The sequence below is a fragment of the Stagnimonas aquatica genome (assembly GCF_003730135.1).
Lineage (GTDB): Bacteria > Pseudomonadota > Gammaproteobacteria > Nevskiales > Nevskiaceae > Stagnimonas > Stagnimonas aquatica.
In genome coordinates, this window is sequence record NZ_RJVO01000002.1 from 286,659 (window position 1) to 304,089 (window position 17,431).

Here is a 17,431-nt window from a genome sequence, read left to right on the forward strand (position 1 = left end):
CGGCTTGAGCCGGTGCGCGGCCGCCAGGCCCGCCAGGATTTCCGAGAGGAGCCGAAATGGACGACGCCCCGATCACACTGACGCAGCTGGACGGCGAGCTGCCGCGCCACGACTTCGCCGCTCTGCTCGCGGCGCGCGCGCTGCAGCTGCCACCGCGCTCGGTGGAGACCCTGCAGGTCAACCTCACCAAGCTCTGCAACCAGGCCTGCCGGCATTGCCACGTCGACAGCAGCCCCAGCCGCACCGAGGCACTGTCGCCGGAGGGCGTCGCCGCCGTGCTGGAGGTGCTGGCGCGGCATCCGCAGATCGGCAAGCTCGATCTCACCGGCGGCGCGCCCGAGCTACACCCGCAGTTCGACGAGTTGGTGCGGGCGGCGGTGCGGCTCGGCAAGCAGGTGATGGTCCGCCACAACCTCACCGTGCAGCTCGACGGCCACCCGCAGACCGGCGAGAGCAAGGCCTATCTACCGGCCTTCTTCGCCGAGCAGGGCGTGGAGGTGATCTCTTCCCTGCCCTACTGGCAGGAGTTCTTCACCGACAGCCAGCGCGGCAAGGGCGTGTTCGGCAAGTCGATCACCGCGATGCAGCGACTCAACGCGGTCGGCTACGGCATCGAGGGTTCCGGCCTGGTGTTCAACTTGGTCTACAACCCGGTCGGCCCCTACCTGCCGGCGGCGCAGGCCGGGCTGGAGGCCGACTACAAGCGCGAGCTGCGCGACAAATTCGGCCTGCACTTCAACAATCTCTACACCATCACCAACATGCCGATACACCGCTTCGCGCTGCACCTGCGCAAGAGCGGCCAGTACCAGGCCTACATGGACAAATTACTCGCGGCGTTCAACCCGGCGGCGGCCGAGGGCGTGATGTGCCGCAGCCTGATCAGTGTCGATCACCGGGGCCGGCTCTACGACTGCGACTTCAACCAGCAACTCGGACTCGTCGCCGAGGCCGGGGCTTCGGCCAGCCTGTTCGATTTCGACTACCAGGCGCTGATGTCGCGCCGGATCCGCTGGGGCAGCCATTGCCTCGGTTGCACGGCAGGCGCCGGATCCTCCTGCGGCGGTGCGACCGCCGGCTGAGCAAAGCTTCAGCAAAACCCCGACAGTTGTCCCCAATCGGACTGGATGAGTCTGTTGATAACTCTGTACGGGCGGCTTTTTTGCCTGCGCCATCAAGCGCTTTGGTGGAACTGCGGAGAACTTCGCCGACGCCGCGCTTGCAATCCAGGCCTTGCGCAAGGCGTCGCCAGATCGCCTCGCTCTCAGTGCTCCTCGGGCGGCGCCAGCGGCAACAAGCCCACCGCCTCGCCGGCCGGCAAGGCCTCGACCTCGCGCAACTGACGCTGGATCGCGCGCGAGCGCACACCGGTCTGCTCGATCTGCTTCTGCGCCTGCTCCAGCTTCTCGCCAACCTTGTCGAGCACCTCGCCGAACTTGCCGAACTCGGTCTTCACCGCACCCAGCACCTTCCAGACCTCGCTGCTGCGCTTCTCGATGGCGAGCGTGCGGAAGCCCATCTGCAAGCTGTTGAGCAGCGCGGTAAGCGTGGTCGGGCCGGCGATGGTCACGCGGTAGTCGCGCTGCAGGCCGTCGGCCAGCCCGGGGCGGCGCAGCACCTCGGCGTAGAGGCCTTCGGTGGGCAGGAACATCAGCGCGAAGTCGGTGGTGTGCGGCGGCTCCACGTACTTGTCGTGGATGGACTTGGCCTGCACTTTCACTGCCGTCTCCAGCGCCTTGCCGGCCGCCTCGATGGCAGCCAGCTCGCCGCGCTCGGCGGCATCGACCAGGCGCTCGTAGTCCTCGCGCGGGAACTTGGCATCGACCGGCAGCCAGACCGGCACGCCCTGCGCCTCGCGGCCGGGCAGCTTGATGGCGAAGTCCACCCGCGCCTCCGAGCCCGGCCGGGTGGCGACGCTGCGGCCGTACTGCTCGGGCGTCAGCAACTGGTCCAGCAGGGTCTCCAACTGCACCTCGCCCCAGCCACCGCGCGTCTTCACATTGCTGAGCACGCGCTTGAGATCGCCGACGCCGGTGGCCAGGGTCTGCATCTCGCCCAGGCCACGGTGCACCTGCTCCAGGCGCTCGCTGACCAGCTTGAAGCTCTCGCCCAGGCGCGCTTCCAGCGTGGCGTGCAGCTTCTCATCGACGGTCTTGCGCATCTCGTCGAGCTTGGCCTCGTTGTTGGTCTGCAACTCCTTGAGCCGGGTTTCCACCGCCAGCCGCAGCGCCTCGGCGCGGGCATCGGTCTGCGCGGTGAGCGCAGCCAGGCGTTGCTCGAAACCTTCGAAGGAGCGGGCAATGAGCTGGGCGATGGCCTCGGTGCGCTGCGCCACCGCCTGCTGGCTGTTGGCGAGCTGGCCGCCGAACTCCTGGCGCTGCTGCGACAGCGCGGCGAGCAGGCTGTCGCGGCTGCGGCCCAGCTCGGCCGGCAGCGCCTGTGACTGCGCGGCGAGCTGCTGCTCGATGCGGGCCAGCAGGGGCGCCAACTCCTCGGCGGGCTTGCCGCGACCGCGCCCCAGCAGCACCGACAGCAAGGCACCCAGTACCGCCGCGATCAGCGCGACGGCGATCACCACCAACAGAGAGAGCATGTCCATGGCGGCATTATCGCCTGCGCCGACGACGATCCGGCCCTGGCGCCGGTCAACCCCGCAGAGACCACCGTGACGGAAGGCGCGGCACCCTCCCGGGGGCTACCGAAGCCTAGGCGCTCAAGGCCTGCGCCTGGCCCCAGACGTGGTTGCCGTACTTCCAGTAGCCGAGCACGTTGTTGAGGCGGGCGTCCTGGTCGGCCGGCACCGGCAGCACCTCGCCGGCAACCTGGCCCTTGAGGTAGGGCGCCAGCACCGCGCCGCCGCCGCCGGAGAGCACGATGGTGTCAATGTCCCAATCTTCCGCCCACAGGCGGTTGGCTTCGGTGGCGATGCGGCCGGCGAGCTGGCTGAAGGCGCGCTGCACCAGCGGCCCCAGATCATGGCGCTCGCCACGGATCTTGATCGAGCCGGCATTGATCGCCTCGTAGAGCCGGTACAGCTCCACCTGCACGCCGCTCTTCTCGCGCAGCGCGTTGGCGATGGCGTCGTAGGCCAGGCAGATGCCGGAGTCGGTGGACTGGCTGCCACGCTCGGAATAGCGGGTCTTGTCGGCGATGGCGAAGTCGCAGGTGCGGAAACCGACGTCGATGACCCCGATCTTCTCGCTGGTATAGCGTTGCTGGCTGACCCGGCCGGCGCTGTCGAGCATCAGGTTGTAGAGCGAGCCGAACGGCTGCGGAATGACCCGCACCTTCTCCACGTAGAGGGTCTTTTCCTCACGCTGGCCGGCGGCGTTGTAGACGCCGATCTGGTGGCGGCCGATCAGGCTGTTCGCCAGCGCCTCGCGATGGCGGCGGAACAGGCTGATCGGCAGGCCGGTGACCAGCCGCACCGGATCGCTGTGATCGACGAAGGGCACCAGCGCCGCCAGCCCCAGGGTCTTGGCGTACTGGCTGAGGAACTGCGCCGGATCCAGGGTGAAGCCGCGACCGCGACTCTGGGTCTCGGCCAGCTCGCCGACAAATACCGACTCGCCACCGATGTCGAAATGCCGCGCGGCCTGTTCCTGCCCGGGCAGCAGGGACTCGGAGTAGGCCGCCGGATTGGCCTCGCCGACGATGGACTTGAAGGCCTGCGAGCGCCGGCCGTCGGTGGCCTTGCAGTAACCGAAACCGATGTCTACAGCGAGGATGCGCATGGCGTTTGCCGTCGTCCGGAGAAGAAACGCCGACGGTTTAGCACGCCGGTTTCGGCGCGGTCAAAGCGCCGGGCAGATCGGCTTTCAGCGCCGCGCGGCCTGCGCCTTCTTGCGCGCGAAGCTCTTCAGGAACTCCATCTGGTCGGCGAGGATGCGCCGGTTCTGGAGGATCAGGTACTCGGCCAGATTGGGCGTGTAGGGCACCGCCAGCAGCTTCATGCCGGCCTCCTCAGGCGTGCGCGCGTCCTTGGCCTGATTGCAGTCGCGGCAGGCGGTCACGCAGTTTTCCCAGGTGTTCTCGCCACCGCGCGAGACCGGCACGATGTGATCGCGGGTGAGTTCGCCGTTGTGGAACTCGTCGCCGCAGTACAGGCAGAGGTTCTGGTCGCGCTGGAACAGCGTGCGGTTGGTGAGCAGCGGCTCGCCCTGGCTGTAGCGCTTGGAGCGGTCGGCAACCGCGATGATCGAGCCCAGCTCAAAAAACGAACGCTCGCCAGTGCGAGCGTTGATGCCGCCGGCGACGGCGAATCGCTCCTCGCCAGCCTCCCAGCAAACGCGCTTGCGGGCGTAGAGCGTCGCAGCGGTTTGCCAGTGGATCCAACCCACCGGAAGACCGCCTGCATCGAGCTTCAGAATCGCCGGAATCATTACCTGTTCAACCTGCAATGTTCGCTGCTGTTCGCCGCTACGGATCGAATCTACGGACTTTCCCCTGCTTTGACCAGTCTTTGACCAGGGTCGTCACCGAATCTTCATCGCCCTCCCGGGCTCAGTAGACATCGCGGCGATAGCGACCCTGCTCGATCAGGCGGCCGAGTTCGGCCTCTCCGAGCAGCTCGCGCAGCGTCGCGTCCACCGCCTGCGCCATGCCCTGGGCGCTGCCGCAGACGTAGATCGCTGCGCCCGCCACCAGCCACGCACGCAGCCGCCCGGCCTGCTCGCGCAGACGCTGCTGCACGTAGACGGGCGTCGGTAGATCGCGCGACCAGGCGTAGTCGCAGTGACTGAGCAGCCCCTCGGTCTGCCAGGCTTGCAGCTCCGCGCGGTAGTAGTGGTCGCAGGCGGCATTGCGCTCGCCATAGATCAGCCAGTTGCGATGCTGACCGGCCACGGCGCGCGCCTTCAGCAAGGCGCGCAAGCCGGCGAGCCCGGTGCCGTTGCCGATCAGGATCAGCGGACGCGCGTCGCCGGGGGGATGGAAGCCACGGTTCTCGCGCAGGCGCAGTGCCATCTCGCCACCGACCGCCGCGTCGCGACACAACCACGCGGAGCCGGCGCCGAGGCTGCCGTCGGCCCGATGCGACTCGCGCACCAGCAGCTCCAGCCGGCCATCGCCGGGCAAGGAGGCGATCGAGTAGTCGCGCTGCGTGCCGTCCGGCAGCTGCACTTCGGCGATGTCTCCGGCCTGCCAGTCGGCGACGGATTCCAGCGGCATCAGCGCCAGATGCCAGACCGGCCCGCCGACGCTGCCGGGGTTGAGCAGGCGCCGTTCGATTAGCCGCCAGCGCCGGAAGGCGGCCGGCGTCCAGGCGGCGAGCGCCGTGCCGGCCAGTTCCCCAAGCCTTTGCTGCCAGCGGAGCAGCGCCGCCGGGTCGGCGTTGTCGACCTCCAGCATCGTGAACAGGGGCTGCGCGCCCTGCTGCCGCAACCACTCATCGAGCCGGCGGCCGAAGGCGCAGTAGCGCGGATAGCTGCGGTCGCCCAGCGCCAGCAGACCGTAGCGCAGCGGCGCCAGCGTCGGCCGGGCGACCATCACCTGCTGCACGAAGCGGAACGCCGAGTCCGGCGCGTCGCCCTCGCCGGTGGTGCTGACCACGAACAGGCAGGCGCCGCCGGCCGCCAGGGTTTCGGCGTCCAGCTCGGCGAGCGGCTGCGCGGAGGCCGGCCGACCGGCAGCGGTCAGCGCGGCGGCGGCCTGCCGGGCCAGTTGCTCGGCGAAGCCGGTCTGGCTGGCGTACAGCACCCGCAGCCTAGCCTGGTCGGACACCGGCGCCGGCGGGCGCCGGCGGCGGCGCAGCAGCGCCGCGCAGAACAACAGATAGCCCAGTAGCGCCAGCGCCGCCGCGCACCCGCGTGCGGGGCCCGGGTCGCGCCAGTACCAGCCCTCCGGCTGCGCCTGCCAGGCCAGCACGGCCAGCGCCGCCAGCAGCCCCAGCAGGGCAGCCTGGATGCGGCGCGCGCTCATTCCAGCAGGGCCTGCAGTTTCGGCGACAGCCATTCCTCGAACCCCGCACCGCGCCGGCGCAGGAAGCGGGTCGCGAGGTTGTGGCGCAGCGCGAAGTTCTGCGCCGGCTCCCAGCCCAGGACGGTGAGCGCGGTCGACAGTGCGTCGGCCGACATGCAGCTGCTGTGCAACACGCTCACCGAGGCCAGCCCGCTGGCCGGATAGCCGCTGCGCGGGTCCAGGCTATGCGGGTAGCGCTGACCGTCGGCCTCGAAATAGCGGCGGTAGTCGCCGGAGGTGGCGATGGCGACACCGTCGAGCGCCAGCCAGAGGTCGCTGCCGGTGCCGTCCGGGCTCTCCAGCGCCACCCACCAGGGACTGCCGTCGGGCTTGCAGCCCTGGCCGCGCAGCTCGCCGCCGACTTCCGCCAGGTAGTGGCTCAGTCCGCGCGCCTGCAGGTAGCGCGCGAGCAGGTCCACGCCATAACCCTTGGCGATGGCGGACAGATCGAGCCGGCAGCCGCCGGGCTGATACAGGCGCTCGCCATCCAGCCGCAGCCGCTGCCAGCCGACCCCGCGCAGGGCGGCGGCGATCTCGGCGGCGGCCGGCGCTTGCCGGCGCGCCGGCGCGGGGCCAAAGCCCCAGCAGTCGACCAGGGCGCCAGCACTCGGGTCGTAGGCGCCCTGGCTGAGCGCCGCCACCGCCAGCGCCTCGCGCAGGACCGCCGCGAAGTCCGCTGGCAAGGTCTGCCAGCTACCGGCAGCGGCGCGGTTGTAGCGGCCGAGGTCGGAGTCTTCCCGCCAGTGGCTCATCTGCGCGACCACCCGGTCCAGCTCGGCCTGCAGGCCGGACTGCAAGTCCTCGACCGCGAGCGCACGCGCGGTCGCCAGCTTCACCGACCAGCGCGTGCCCATGCTCTCGCCGGACAGCTCCAGCAGCCGCGCCGCCGGCTCCGGGCCGGCCTCGGCGGCAGCGCTCAAGCGGGTGGGAATGAGCAGCCGCCGTTCGGCCTCGCTCACTGGCAACTCCGCGACCAGGCGCTCAGGGCGTCAGCACTTCCAGCGTCGCGCTGTACACCGCGCGACGCTCGCTGGCCGGCGCCGGCGCCTGCTGGTCGACCACGGTCGCAGACAGCCAGTACAGCCCCGGCTGCGGCCAGCGCAGCTCGAAGCTGCCGTCGGCGCCGGTGGTCCGCTCGATCTCGTTGACGGCATTGCGGTAGCGCACGCCGTCGGCGATCAGCTCCACCTTCAGGCCGGCCACCGGCTTGCCGTCGAGCAGAAAGCGGAAGCGCGCCGGCTCGTCGGTGTAGAGATCATTGACGCCGCTGATCGGCTGCAACTCCAGGCCGACGCCGCTGGGCTTGAGCGCGCCCTCGCTGGGCTTGCCGGCGGTGACGAAGGTTTCCACCCGCCGCTGCGAGGCCAGCACCTTGAGCTGGTCGGCCTTGGCCGGCACTTCCTTGGCGAAGCCCTCGGCGCTGAACGGCTGGCCGCGTGGCGGCCACATCTTGCGCTGGCCGTTCTCCTCCCAGCTGGCGCTGAGGCCGTTGCTGACCAGGGCGATGCGGTAGGTGCCGGCCTGGGCGAGTTGCAGATCAAAGCTGCTGCGCAGCTTGCCGGTGACCGGGTTTTCCGGCGTCAGGCGGCTGCCGTCCGGCGCGGTGATCTCCAGCGAATCCAGGCGCTGCGGGTTGTGGTCCTTGACGAAGGGATCGGTGGAGGCGGCGGCGTCGACGGTCACCCACTGGTTGACCCCGAGCACGGTCTTGGAGGGCTCCAGCCAGGCCTTGTGGGCCTGGGCGGCGAACGGCAGCGACAGCGACAGCAGCAGCGAAGCGCGAAGCAGCGGGTGGCTCATGGGATTCTCCGTGGGGTGGCGGATCAGCGCGACAGCGCCAGGCGCACCGCGCCCAGCTCGCTCTTGCCCTGCGCCTTCAGGGTCTGGCCGGCGGCGGCCGGCCACTGGAACGGGATTTCCAGCAGTTCGCGGCCGCCTTCCTCGCGGGCCGCCTCCACCAGCAGCTTGTAGTTGCCGGCCGGCAGCGCCTTGAGCGCGGCACCGCCCTCGACCAGGCTCAGCGCGTGCTCGCCGACCGGCCGGGTGGCGCCGCTGACGCCGTCGGCCGGCAGGCTCAGCTCGCGGCCGCCGCGCCGCCACCACTGGCGCAGGTCGGGCAGCCACTTGCCACCACCCTCGGCACCGGCGGCCATGCCGGCGGGACCTTCGCCAGCGGGCTTGTCGCCCTTCTTCGGCTGCTGGTACCAGAGCGCCAGGGTGCCGACCGGGCTGCGGTCGTCGCGCTCCAGCCAGACCGCGACATACGGACGGTGGTACTCGGCGACCTCCAGCTGCGGAATCTGCACGCTGAGGTCCAGCCGCGCGGCGATGGCCGGCGCGCTGAGCAGAGCGCCACCGAGCGCCAGCGTCATCGGAGAGAGGGAGGGAGTACGCATGCGGACCTCGTGGGTGGAACTCAGTGGATGAACAACAGCGCCAGCAGCAGCGGCAGCAGCAGCCCCAGGCCGACGCTGGGCCAGGTCAGGGCGCGCTGACGGCTGTGCAGCGCCAGCAGGAACAGTCCGGTCAGCGCGAACAGCAGGCAGGCCCCGGCGAAAACGTCAATGAACCAGCCCCAGGCGGCGCCGGCGTTGCGGCCCTTGTGCAGGTCGTTGAAGTAGGAGATCCAGCCACGGTCGGTCTGCTCGTATTCGGCCTCGCCGGTGGCGCGGTCGATGCTCAGCCAGGCATCGCCACCCGGTCGCGGCAGCGACAGGTAGACCTCCTCGGCCGACCACTCGGCCTCGCGCCCGGCCAGCCGCAAGTCCCAGCTCTCGGCCAGCCAGTCGCGCAGCGCCGGCGGCAGCGCTGCGGCGCCCTCGGCCGGGCCGGCCTGCAAGGCGCTGTGCAGCGCGGGCGGCAAGCTCTGCTTGCGCAGCAGCACCTCGGGCTTGGTCTTGATCTGCTGGGCGTGGTTGAGGGTGATGCCGGTGGCCGCGAACAGGATCATGCCGACCAGGCACAGCGCGGCGCTGATCCAGTGCCACTGGTGCAGGGTCTTGAGCCAATAGGAGCGGCGCCGCGCCTGCTGGCTGGGATCGGCCACCGAGCGCATCAGGGCGGGACCGCCACCGGTGCGCCGCTCGGGTCGGTGACGAAGCCGACCTTGTTCAGGCCGGCCTTGGCGGCCTCGCTCATCACCTCGGCGATCACCTCGTAGCGGGTATTGCGGTCGACCCGCAGATGCAGCTCGGGCGTGACCGGCTGCTGACCGGCGGCCTGCAGACGGCGGATCAGCTCCGGCATCGCCAGCGGTTCGCCGTTCCAGTACATGCGGCCCTCGCCGTCGATGGCGAACTGGATGTTGTCGGCTTTCAACGTATTGGCGGCGCTGCTCGCCTTCGGCAGGTCGATCTTCACCGCATGGGTGAGCAGCGGCGCGGTGATGATGAAGATCACCAGCAGCACCAGCATGATGTCGACCAGGGGGATGACGTTGATCTCCGCCATCGGCGCGCTGTTGGGCCGGGCGTGGAAGCTGCCGAAGGCCATGACTAGCTCCGCTCCGCCGGCTTGGCGGGCGCCGCCACCGAGGCGGCGTGGGCGTCGTACTTGACGCCGGTGGCGAGGAAGGTGAACAGGTCGTGGGCGTAGGCGTCGAGCTGCGCCAGCACCAGGCGGTTGGCGCGGACGATGAAGTTGTAGCCAAGCACCGCCGGGATCGCGACCGCCAGACCAATGGCGGTCATGATCAGCGCCTCGCCCACCGGCCCCGCCACCTTGTCGAGCGTGCCGGCACCGGATACGCCGATGGCGATCAGCGCGTGGTAGATGCCCCAGACCGTGCCGAGCAAGCCCACGAACGGCGCGGTGGCGCCGACCGAGGCCAGCACGGTGAGGCCGGACTCCATGTTGGCGGTCTCCTCGTCGATGGTCTTGCGCAGGGTGCGGGTGACGAAGTCGCTGGAGCTGCCGGCCTCGTTCAGGCGATTGATGCCGTGCCGCTCGTGATGCCGGCTGGCGGCGATGCCGTGGTAGGCCAGGTGCGAGAACGGCTCGTCCGGATGCTGCTGCTCGATCTTGGCGGCGACCGCGTCGAGCGAGGGCGCGTTCCAGAAGAAGTCGAGGAACTGCGCGCTGCGCCGGCGCGCCCGGTAGTGGCCGACCAGCTTGGTGACGATCAGGTACCAGCTGGTCACCGAGGCCAGGAACATCAGCACCAGAATGCCCTTGGCGACGCCGTCCGCCTGCGAAATGAAGTGGCCGAAGCCCATGCCCTGCATCGTGTCCATGATTCCTGCCCTGACGAAAATGGCGACTAGTGTTGGTTGCGCTCGAAACTGATCGGCACCCGCACCCAGGCGGCGAGCGCTTCCTCGCCACGCCGGGCCGGCACGAAGCGCCAGCGGTCGCGCACCACGGCGACCGCCGCCTCGTCGAGGCGCGGATAGCCGCTGCTGCGCTCCACCTGCACCTCCTGCGGCAAACCCTGCGGACTCACCAGCACCCGCAGCCACACAGTGCCCTGCTCGCCCAGCTTGCGTGACTGGTAGGGAACCTGCGGGCCCGGGTTGTTGAGATGCGCGGCGGCGAAATTGGGCGGTACCACCGCCGGCTCGGGTGCCGGCGCGGCGGGGCCGGGCTCGGCCGGCACCGGCGGTGCCGGCTCGGCCACGGCGGGCGGCTGCTCCGGCGCCAGGGCCTGCATCGCCGCCGGCGCCGGCTTGGCCGTCGCCAGCATGCGCGGCGGCTCGGCCTTGGGCGGCGGCGGTGGAGGCGGCCGTGGCGGCTCTACGGCGGGAGCCGGCTCGCTGAGGAAGCTGACCATCAGGGTCTGTGGCGCGGAAGGCAGCGGCACCTGAACGCCGGCCACCGCCAAGGCTGCGAGCGCCGCCGCGTGCAGTCCGCCGATCAGCAGCCAGACCAGCCAGCGCGGTGCGTCGGCGGAACGGCGGCGATAGGGCGTCCGCGACGGGACGGCAGCGGAACGCATGCGCCGCCTAGACCTCGGCCCACTGGCGCAGCAGGTTGTGATAGACGCCGGTGAGCTGCACCACGCCACGGTGGCTGGGCAGGTCGGCGCCCAACTGCTGGATCGACTGGTCCATCTCGAACAGCAAACGGCGGTGGCCGTCGTCGCGAACCATGCTCTGGATCCAGAAGAACGAGGCCAGACGCTCGCCACGGGTGACCGGGGTGACCTGATGCAGGCTGGTGGAGGGATAAAGAATCAGATCGCCGGCCGCCAGCTTGATGCTCTGACTGCCGTAGGTGTCCTCGATCAGCAACTCGCCGCCGTCGTAGTCGGCGGGCTCGGCCAGGAACAGGGTCGCCGACAGATCGGTGCGGATGCGCAGCCCGGACAGCCGGTGCTGACGCACCGCGTTGTCGACGTGGGTATCGAACTTCTGACCAAGGCCGTAACGGTTGAACAGCGGCGGGAACACGTGTTGTGGCAGCGCCGCCGACATGAACAGAGGGTTGCTGCTGAGCGCCTGCAGGATCATCCCGCCGACCTCGCGGGCGGCGGGATGCTGCTCGGGAACCTGCAGATTGCTCTTGGCCCTGGCCGACTGGTGACCGGAAGTGACATTGCCGTCCACCCACTCGGCCGCCAGCAGAACCTTGCGGGCCTGCACCACCTGCGTGGCCGACAGCAACTGGGGAATCCGCAACAGCATGTCGGCTCCGTTTACCCCGAGGCTCAGAACGAGAAGTTGGCGGTCAGCAGGTACTGGCGGCCGGTGCCGAGCGCCGCGTAGTGATTGCTGTAGGCCTTGGTGTAGTAGACCTCGTCGAGCAGGTTCTGAACGTTGAACTGCAGGCCGATGTTCGGGTTCACCTGCCAGCCGGCGTTGAGGTCGAAGCGCCAGTAGTCGGGCACATGCTTGGGAATCGACACCACGCCGGTGCTGGTGTTGCGGGTGGTCTGGGTGCTGCCGTAGACCTCGCTGACATAGTAGGCCCCACCGCCCACCGAGTACTTCTGCAGGAACTTGTAGGTACTCGCCAGGCTCAGGCTGTGCTTGGGAGTGTTCGGCAGCTGCTTGCCCTGCGAGGGATCGAGAATCTCGGAGGGGGCGGCGATATACAGGCTGCCACGCACCAGCTTGCTGTCGAGGTAGGAATAGCCGCCGAACAGCGACCAGTTGTCGCTGAGGTTGCCGCTGGCGCTCAACTCGAAGCCGCGCACGCGGGTCTTGCCGACCTGTTGGTAGGTCGTGGTGTCGAGCTGCAGCAGCGCGTCCTTGCGTTCGGTATCGAACAGCGCGCCGGTGAGCAGCAGGCGCTGCCCGAACAGCTCCCACTTGGCGCCCAGTTCGGCGGTGCGCGCCTTTTCCGGCTTGCCCACTGCGTTGACGGCGGTGACCGCGTCCTCGTCGCCAGCGGCGATGGCCTGCGGCGTCGATTCGGTGCTGTAGGCAAGGTAGATGCTGCCCGTCTCCACCGGCTTGTAGATCAGGCCCAGCTGGTAGTTGAGGAAGTTGTCTTCCCGGGAGGCATACAGCGCCGCCACCGGCACCGGCGTGGTGGCGGGCGTGGCGCCGGCATTGCGCTGGGCTTCGGTTTCGTAGCTGTCCCAGCGCAGGCCGAGATTGACCAGCCACTGCTTGTGCAGCTCCAGGGTGTCGAAGGCAAACAGCGCACCGGCGGTGGTGGTGAAGTGCGTCGGCGTGTTGGTGGGCAGCACCTGTCCCAGCCAGAGGTCGTTCGGGTTGGGGTTGTAGAGGCTGGCGCAGTCCTTGGAGTCCTGCAGCGCCTGGGTGCAGACGCGCGCAGTGCCGGCGGGCACGCGGTTGACCGTATAGGTGTCCTGGTCGCGCTGCTCGCGCGAGAACTCGACGCCGGTGCTCAGGCTGTGCTTGATGAAACCGGTGTCGAAGCGGGTGCTGAGCGTGGTGAGATTGGCGAAGGTTTCCGTCTCGGAGATGCGGCTCTTCGGCGAGCGGTAAACCAGACCGTTGGCGACATTGCCGGCGCTGTCGTCGGGATTGCTGACCAGGTAGTCGTTGCTGCTGATGCCGTAGCGGGTGCTGCTGCTCAGCGTAGTCGCCGGGCTCAGGTCATGGCTGATGCTGACCGTGCCGATGTCGGTCTGGGTGTTGAGGAAATCGCGGTTCTTCAGACCGTAGAAGTTCTTGCGATCAACGCCCAGGGTTTCGGTCACCGGCAGGCCGGTGGCGAGGTCGTAGGGGATGCTGTAGTCGGGCATCCCGTCGTCGGAGAGGTGGTAGTAGTCGAGGCTGATGCGGGTCGGCGAACCCAGACCGAACGCCAGAGCGCCGGCGGCGCCCCACTTGTCCGACACCACGGCGCTGTCGCGACCGGCGACGCCGGCGTGGTTGCCCATGACGTTCAGGCGCGCGGCCGTGTGCTCATTGACCTTCCAGTTGCGGTCGACGGTGGCACGCAGGGTGTCGGCGGTACCGAGCAGAAGGCTGGCGTTGGCGAAGTCCTCCGCCTTGGCCTGCTTGCTCACCAGATTGACGCTGCCGCCGCCCGAACCACGGCCACCGAAGGCCGAATCGGCGCCCTTGGTGACTTCGATGCCGTCCAGTGCGAACACGTCGCGGGTCTGCGAGCCGATGTCGCGGATGCCGTCGATGAACAGGCTGTTGGCGGAGTTGAGGCCGCGGATCACCGGACGGTCGGCAATCGGCTGGCCACCCTCGCCGGCCATGAAGGTGATACCCGGCACGGTGCGCAGCGCCTCCTGCAAGGAGGTGGCAGCGACATCCTGAATGAGCTGCGAGGGAATCACCGTCACCGACTTCGGGGTGTCGCGCAGCGGCGCGGTGTACTTCGGCGAGGAAATCTCCTCGGCCTTGTAGGGGCTGACCGCCTCGTACTGAACCTTGACGCCCTCGAGCTGGGTCGCGGCTTCGGGCGTGGGCGCGGCGCCAGCAGCGGCGTCCTGGGCGGCGCCCGGCAGGGCGTAGATGGCAAGGACGGCAGCAGCCGCGGCGGTCATCGGACTCTTGCGGAACTTCATGTGGGTGCAACTCCCTGTGATGGTCTGGCCTACCGAAGAGACGCGCCGACGGCGCGCCTGGAATGTCTGCTTTCGGTACTGGCCGGGGACAGTCCGCAACCTTGCCTACGAGACGAATGCAATTCTATATGAGAACCATTGTTATCTGAAGCCCAAGGACTCCAGGCTGGTCGCATCCGGCTTCGATTTGCTGCCGCTCAGGGCGCCGCGACCGCCCCTCGCGTCGCGGGCAGCGGTGGGCGACGAGCACAAAAAAGCCCCGGCCGCCGGTTGCGGCGGCCGGGGCTGGCGGGACTTCAGCGGCGCGGGCGCAGATTGAGTTCGACGCGGCGGTTCTTCTCACGCCCTGCTTCGTCGGCCTCGTTGGCAATCGGCTCCGATTCGCCGGCACCGATGGCTTCGATCTGGCTGCTGGCGGCACCCAGTTCCACCAAGCGGTCACGTAGGCGCTCGGCCATCTTGATGGTCAGGTCGAGGTTGTAGGACTGCTGGCCAAGAGTGTCGGTATGAACCACCAGCTCCAGGCCCAGGCCGGACTGGCGGCTGAGCGCGGCGGCGAAGGGGGCCAGCACCTGGTCCGCGTCGGGACGCAGGACGCCGTTCTCGCCCTGCAACAGGCGCGAGCGCGGCAGCACGTAGTTCTGGGCCACCAGGCAGCCGCTGCTGTCGGTCTTGGTGCCTTCCGGTGCCGGCGGGCAACCGCCGGAGTAGTCCACCGCCGCAACCGGCGCAGCAGCGATCACCGGCGCCACCGGCGGCGGCAGGCTGGGCAGCAGCGGCGGCGCGGGCGGGGCCGGCGGAGTAACGGCGACCGCCGGACGACCCCCGAAGCGCTTCACCAGACCCACGGTCGCCAGGGCGTCGTAGCTGACCCCGCGTCCGGGGATGAACTCCTCGCCGAACCGCGCCAGGCCGCGCAGTTCCGCGCGCAGCGACAGGCTGGGCAGCAGGTCGGTCTCCACGCCCCAGCCGATGTTCACGTAGGGCGCGTTGACCTTCACCGAATCGCGCTTGGTCTGCGAATAGCCGCCGCCAACCAGGAACAGGAAGTTGAGGTCCTCGCCCAGGCTTTCCAGCCGCAGGTCGAGGCCGCCGCCGAGCGTGTCTTCCTTGGGCTGACCGTCCTTGCCTTCGACGCTGATGCCGAAGCCGGTCACTTCGAGGAAGGCCTGGGGACGCAGAGGCACACCGACCAGCAACCGCGCCTGGCCACCGGTGGACAGGCCGCGCAGCGACTCCGGCTGCACCACACCGACGTTGCCGCCGACGTACCAGGGCGTCGACAGCAGGCTGCTCTGCGCCATCGCCGCCGAAGGCAGCAAGGCGGCGAGTACGAAGGGAATCCGGAGACCGCGGTTGGATCGATTGTGGCTCACGTTCAAGCTACCGGTGCGGTGGGACTGAGGTCAGTGTCAGCATTATGGCGCATCCGCTCCGGCTTACGGGTGTCGCGACGGTGGCGCAAACCCGCCGCCATCAGTGCGCCCATCAGCACCGCCAGCCAGCCTCGCAGGGCCGGGATGTGCAGGATGAAATCGGTCAGCGAATGCAGTGCCACCGCCACCAGCGCGGCGGCGGCGGCGATGCCCAGCGCCCGGGCGCCACCGCTGCGTCGGCCGATCAGCAGCCAGACCGCGTGCCGGAAGTGCAAGACGCCCATGGCCAGCAGCCAGACCAGGCCGAACAGACCGTGCTCGATGAGAAATTCGGCGTACTCATTGTGGGCGTGGTCGTAGAGCCCGTACAGCTGCGGACTCTGCACGCCCATGAACAGGCTCTGGAAGCTGCCGCCGCCGGAGCCGGTGCGCAGATACTGGCCGATCAGCGGTTGCAGATCCTGCCAGGCCAGGGTGCGCTGTTCGGTCTCCAGCTCGGTATCGTCGATGCGCTCGACCACCTTCTCCAGGCCGTAGTAGTTGTCGAGAATCCAAATGTCGGCGATCGCGAAGCTGGCCAGCAGCAGCAGCGCCGGCACGAAGCGGCGGCGGTTGTGCAGCAGTACCCAGAGCAGCACCGCGAACACCAGGGCCACCATCAGCGCGACATTGCCCATGCGCGACTGGCTGAGTACCACCGCCGCCAGCATCACCAGCAGCAGCACGCGCCACACCGCCGCCGGGCTCATGATCCAGGCCGAGACCCGCAGGAAGGTGCCGCGCCAGCCCTCCCGCAATTCCTCGCTGGCGCGTTGCGCCAGCAGCAAGCCGAGTGCCGCGACCGCGCCCAGGGCCAGCAGATGGGCGAAGTGGTTTCGGTTGACGAAGGTGCCGGTGGCCGAGCCACGACCAAAGGTCTTGCGAACCAGATAGCCAATCTCGGTATCGGTCAGGGTCATGCCCAGGCCGTAGAAGGCCTGCACGCCGGCGGTGAGCGCCATCGCCGCCAGCAGGCCCTTGCGTCGCGGGTTGTCGCTGACGGTGCGTGCGGCCAGCAGGTACAGGCCGAACAGGCCCAGGGTGGCGATCAGGTAGTGCCAGGTCGCGCCCGGCTCGGTGGACAGCGTGTAGCTCGGCGTCAGCCCCAGCAGACGCACGCCGTCATGCACCGCCACCGCAGCAGGCGACAGCTGCTGTAACCAGGACAGCGGCAGGGGCAGCAGGCTCAGACACAGCCACAGCAACCACAGCAGCCAGGCCCCGACCGCGATGCGAAAGCCCAGCCCCACCGGCCAGCGCGCACCCTCGGCGGAACTGAGCGACAGCAGCAAGCCCAGCCCGGTGAGCGCCAGCAGGACGCCCTGCGCCGCCTCGCCGACGCTACCCCAGGGCCAGGGCAAGGCGAGCACCACCAGCAGCAGGACCCCATAGGCCAGGCGGTCGCGCAGCGAAGACTGCACCGGCGCGGTCATGGCGGCAGCGCCTGCATGCGCTCGCACCAGCGGATCTGCGCGCGGTCGAGCTTGCGGCTGCTGGCGCAGCGGGCGAGTTCGGCGTCGATGGTGTTGCACCATTTGCGCCGCCCCAGCGCGTAGCCGTACTCGGCACAGAAGGCGTGGTGACGACGCGAACGCGCCACCGAATCCAGCAGACGGAAGCGCTCGGCCTGGTTGTAGATGGTGTAGCGCAGGCTGGGATAGAGCCATTGCCGCTGCGCTTCCGACAGCCGGCCGCTGTAGCGCCAGAGCACGTCGGCGAGCACCGCGTGCACCGCCGGCGACCAGGGCGCCAGCTGGTGGGCGCGCGCGGCAACGCGGTCAAACTCGGGGCCGAAGTCGTTGATGACCGCCAGCGAGCGCGCCAGCTCGGCCCAGCGGTAGGCGTCGGCCGGGGCGTGGCGCAGCACTGTCCGGTAGGCGGTCAGCAGACCTTGCGGGTCACCCTGCACCGAGGCCAGACGGCCACTCAGGGCGCGGGCGGCATCGGCGCCGGGCAGCACCGTCGCCGCCAGCTCGGCGGCGGCGGCGGCGCGGCGCAGATCGCCCAGCCAGCGGCTCTGGTGCGCCACCTCGTAGTAGAGGCTGGAGGCCAGCTTCAACAGACCACCAACCACCAGCAGCAGGGCCAGACCGAGCGTCAGCCAACGGCCCAGGCCCGCCATGGC

General features: G+C 69.3%; 17 protein-coding genes. 1 reads left to right on the plus strand and 16 read right to left on the minus strand.

The window, feature by feature from the left end:
• Window positions 1-56 precede the first annotated feature (56 nt).
• Complete coding sequence (gene arsS / locus ED208_RS05825) at window positions 57-1,082, plus strand: arsenosugar biosynthesis radical SAM (seleno)protein ArsS (RefSeq protein ID WP_123210934.1); 1,026 nt, start codon at window positions 57-59, stop codon at window positions 1,080-1,082.
• Window positions 1,083-1,264: 182 nt separating this feature from the next.
• On the opposite strand, the gene ED208_RS05830 is transcribed toward arsS, so the two are convergent.
• The 16 genes from ED208_RS05830 to ED208_RS17280 all read right to left on the minus strand — a co-directional run bounded on the left by ED208_RS05830 (window position 1,265) and on the right by ED208_RS17280 (window position 17,428).
• Window positions 1,265-2,593: a DNA recombination protein RmuC gene (locus tag ED208_RS05830; RefSeq protein ID WP_123211223.1), complete on the minus strand. Its 1,329-nt coding sequence runs from the start codon at window positions 2,591-2,593 to the stop codon at window positions 1,265-1,267.
• Window positions 2,594-2,705: 112 nt separating this feature from the next.
• Window positions 2,706-3,734, minus strand: coding sequence for a ParM/StbA family protein (locus ED208_RS05835; protein WP_123210935.1), 1,029 nt, complete (start codon window positions 3,732-3,734; stop codon window positions 2,706-2,708).
• 84 nt (window positions 3,735-3,818) lie between these two features.
• Window positions 3,819-4,382, minus strand: a complete 564-nt coding sequence (locus ED208_RS05840; protein WP_123210936.1) for an HNH endonuclease — start codon at window positions 4,380-4,382, stop codon at window positions 3,819-3,821.
• 121 nt (window positions 4,383-4,503) lie between these two features.
• Window positions 4,504-5,919, minus strand: a complete 1,416-nt coding sequence (locus ED208_RS05845) for a flavodoxin domain-containing protein (protein WP_123210937.1) — start codon at window positions 5,917-5,919, stop codon at window positions 4,504-4,506.
• Window positions 5,916-6,917 (minus strand): FAD:protein FMN transferase, encoded by a 1,002-nt coding sequence (locus ED208_RS05850; protein ID WP_233574878.1) that lies wholly within the window; start codon window positions 6,915-6,917, stop codon window positions 5,916-5,918. The genes ED208_RS05845 and ED208_RS05850 overlap by 4 nt, the downstream gene beginning before the upstream one ends.
• A gap of 22 nt (window positions 6,918-6,939) precedes the next feature.
• Window positions 6,940-7,758, minus strand: coding sequence for a DUF4198 domain-containing protein (locus ED208_RS05855; protein WP_123210938.1), 819 nt, complete (start codon window positions 7,756-7,758; stop codon window positions 6,940-6,942).
• 23 nt (window positions 7,759-7,781) lie between these two features.
• Window positions 7,782-8,354: a DUF2271 domain-containing protein gene (locus tag ED208_RS05860; RefSeq protein ID WP_123210939.1), complete on the minus strand. Its 573-nt coding sequence runs from the start codon at window positions 8,352-8,354 to the stop codon at window positions 7,782-7,784.
• 20 nt (window positions 8,355-8,374) lie between these two features.
• Complete coding sequence (locus tag ED208_RS05865; protein WP_123210940.1) at window positions 8,375-9,013, minus strand: PepSY-associated TM helix domain-containing protein; 639 nt, start codon at window positions 9,011-9,013, stop codon at window positions 8,375-8,377.
• Window positions 9,013-9,450: an ExbD/TolR family protein gene (locus ED208_RS05870; protein ID WP_123210941.1), complete on the minus strand. Its 438-nt coding sequence runs from the start codon at window positions 9,448-9,450 to the stop codon at window positions 9,013-9,015. Before ED208_RS05870 ends, ED208_RS05865 begins: the two co-directional genes overlap by 1 nt.
• Window positions 9,451-9,452: 2 nt before the next feature.
• Window positions 9,453-10,190, minus strand: a complete 738-nt coding sequence (locus tag ED208_RS05875) for a MotA/TolQ/ExbB proton channel family protein (protein ID WP_123210942.1) — start codon at window positions 10,188-10,190, stop codon at window positions 9,453-9,455.
• Between the two features lie 26 nt (window positions 10,191-10,216).
• The gene (locus ED208_RS05880) at window positions 10,217-10,891 is read right to left on the minus strand and encodes an energy transducer TonB (protein ID WP_123210943.1); all 675 of its coding nucleotides are present in this window, start codon (window positions 10,889-10,891) and stop codon (window positions 10,217-10,219) included.
• 7 nt (window positions 10,892-10,898) lie between these two features.
• Window positions 10,899-11,579, minus strand: coding sequence for a Fe2+-dependent dioxygenase (locus ED208_RS05885; RefSeq protein ID WP_123210944.1), 681 nt, complete (start codon window positions 11,577-11,579; stop codon window positions 10,899-10,901).
• Window positions 11,580-11,602: 23 nt separating this feature from the next.
• Window positions 11,603-13,891 carry a TonB-dependent receptor gene (locus ED208_RS05890; protein ID WP_123210945.1) on the minus strand — a complete coding sequence of 763 codons (2,289 nt, stop codon included), beginning with the start codon at window positions 13,889-13,891 and terminating at the stop codon, window positions 11,603-11,605.
• Window positions 13,892-14,187: 296 nt separating this feature from the next.
• Window positions 14,188-15,267 (minus strand): OmpA family protein, encoded by a 1,080-nt coding sequence (locus ED208_RS05895; RefSeq protein WP_148044700.1) that lies wholly within the window; start codon window positions 15,265-15,267, stop codon window positions 14,188-14,190.
• 2 nt (window positions 15,268-15,269) lie between these two features.
• On the minus strand, window positions 15,270-16,739 hold the full coding sequence (locus tag ED208_RS05900) for an O-antigen ligase family protein (RefSeq protein WP_158608455.1): 1,470 nt from the start codon (window positions 16,737-16,739) through the stop codon (window positions 15,270-15,272).
• Window positions 16,736-17,428, minus strand: coding sequence for a tetratricopeptide repeat protein (locus ED208_RS17280; RefSeq protein WP_158608456.1), 693 nt, complete (start codon window positions 17,426-17,428; stop codon window positions 16,736-16,738). The genes ED208_RS05900 and ED208_RS17280 overlap by 4 nt, the downstream gene beginning before the upstream one ends.
• Window positions 17,429-17,431 lie beyond the last annotated feature (3 nt).